The sequence below is a fragment of the Microcystis sp. LEGE 00066 genome, assembly GCF_015207925.1.
Classification (GTDB): domain Bacteria; phylum Cyanobacteriota; class Cyanobacteriia; order Cyanobacteriales; family Microcystaceae; genus Microcystis; species Microcystis ichthyoblabe_A.
Genome location: NZ_JADEVX010000329.1, coordinates 1 through 1941, shown reverse-complemented (window position 1 = coordinate 1941; position 1941 = coordinate 1). Strand labels below are relative to the sequence as shown.

General features: G+C 38.4%; 3 protein-coding genes and 1 pseudogene. 1 reads left to right on the top strand and 3 read right to left on the bottom strand.

Going from position 1 to position 1941, the window contains the following annotated elements; translation table 11 throughout:
* The coding region (locus IQ224_RS23180; RefSeq protein WP_194033542.1) for a transposase family protein at positions 1 to 418 on the bottom strand (418 nt) is incomplete at its 3' end.
* A 180-nt stretch (positions 419 to 598) separates the two neighbouring features.
* Between IQ224_RS23180 and IQ224_RS23175 the strand changes: the two are divergent.
* Positions 599 to 760: pseudogene (locus IQ224_RS23175) on the top strand (IS630 family transposase); the annotation flags it as partial.
* Here IQ224_RS23175 and IQ224_RS24725 read toward each other — a convergent pair.
* Positions 757 to 879, bottom strand: a complete 123-nt coding sequence (locus tag IQ224_RS24725) for a hypothetical protein (RefSeq protein ID WP_002749671.1) — start codon at positions 877 to 879, stop codon at positions 757 to 759. The pseudogene IQ224_RS23175 and the gene IQ224_RS24725 overlap by 4 nt on opposite strands.
* A 781-nt stretch (positions 880 to 1660) precedes the next feature.
* Positions 1661 to 1941: transposase (locus tag IQ224_RS23170; protein ID WP_194033541.1), on the bottom strand; the 281-nt coding region annotated here is incomplete at its 5' end.

The following is a 1941-nucleotide window of genomic DNA, read 5'->3' as shown; positions in this document are numbered from 1 at the left end:
TAATTTCTTCAGCTATGTCCTCTATCATTCTTTGAATCTCTTCTTCCGTTACGTCATTTCTTCGGCTAACATTTAAAATATCTCCTTCTTTTAATTGTTCGAGTATATTCTCGGCTAGTCTTTTCGTATAGGTTCGTTTCTTGGCGACAAAATCTAACTCTTCACTAAAGGGTTTTCGACAATTATCGCACTTAAATTGACGACGATTAACCTGTAGGTACACTGGTTGACCTGAGATTGGTAAATCTTTGACTAAATGTCGATGATTTTGGTGGAGTTTATCGCTCTCTAACCCACAACGAGGACAGATTGCTTTTTGATTTTTCGATTCGATTTGGCAAACTATACCGATATTTTCTAGGTGTAGATAGCCTTGAATAGACGTTCCTTTTAGGTTCAAAAATTTGTCAAGTATCATAAGTAAAATACTCTGGTTTTTGGCTATTATATCAAATCTTAACTCGATTGTCTATCTTTTGATATTAACTTGTTTGTGCCGTAAGTGTCTCCCTGTATAGATTTCAGCTACTTTTAGGCGTAGGTACTCTCATCGAATTTTATTTTAAGTTAATTATTTGCATAACAATTCCCGAAGAGCCAGAAATGTTTACATGGTAAATATTATGAAAACTTTTCTGACTTTTCTTCAGCTATTTATGAATGTCTGAATGATGCCCATCTGAAACATAAAAAAGAACTGGATTCTTTGCTGACTCTACGATTTCAGAAGTTTAATAAATCTCAGATTATGAACGTCTAAAGTATACCGCTGCCGATACGACGAATGTAACTGGCACGGACTAAGCATTTATGACTAGGGATTTTCGCCTCGACTGGATCTTCCCGGAGGGTGACAAAAAGCTGTTGAGAGAGTCGCATCCTATCGATATCCTTTTGAACAGAAGACTTTCTATTATCTCATCAAAGGAGAGCGACTGCAATTATCAATTACTTGTGTTGACAAACAATAACAGCGATCAGTTTACCGATTCTCAGGTATTTCCCCTCATAACTTGAGACTGGTTGGAGAAGCATTGAACCTCAGTTGCAATTGCCTAACTCCCTTGTTCTCTACTCTAGGAAATATGAGCGTTCAGGTCGATCGCTGTTATCGCCGTTATCGAGACAGAATGGAACTTTAACAGGGTTTACTCCTTTGTGAACTTGACCTTATAACCTTGCCAGTTGATCTGTCAGGGAAGCTTTTTTCTTTAGCTTCAATTATTAATATAACATCGGATCGGAGCTAGAAGTCTTTCTCTTAATTAAACTTTACATTACTAGGATTAAGGAAAAGCTTAGATGTTTTGACGCTTGACCGATGATAATTAACCTCAGTTCGGTATCAGAAAAGGAGGGGGGGGAACCTGAAAGAATACAAACGATTCAGCACCTCCTCCCTACATTAGCCGAGTCCCGCTCTCTCGAACCGGTCATTGAGTTTTTCGCCAAGCTCTGACGTATCGCTCTTGCGTTGTGATTCGGTAGTAGTGATGGCGGCTTAATCCTTTGCCAGGTGTGCATTGTAGTCATGGATAAAATACCAAAGGGTCCCCCAACCTGATTCTCCATTTTTTTAGAGAAAGATAGACTCTCTCTCACCAACCGAGAAATCCTTTGTCGAAAGGTATTATGGTTTTTCCGAACTTACCATGTAAAATCAACTAGCAAAATGCCAATTTAATAAACATCTAAGACTAAAGTTTTTAAAGTTTCTAAATCCATAGCCTCTCCTTTTAATCACCTTCAGTTTATTGTTAATTCCTTCCACTGTTCCCTGGGTTGTTCGGTTATCAAAATAGGCAGTTATTTCGTCAATCCACCGCCTCATTGTCTGGCAGCTTTTAGGAAAGTAAGCCATCGCCTTTTTGAGCCAATCACTCAAGGCAAATAATCCCTCATTCCCCTCCGTATTTTTCTCAAATACTTCTCTAAATTCCT

Coding starts and splice junctions, on each gene's coding strand:
- IQ224_RS24725 (WP_002749671.1), bottom strand. CDS start 879: ATGCGACTCTCTCAACAGCTTTTTGTCACCCTCCGGGAAGATCCAGTC.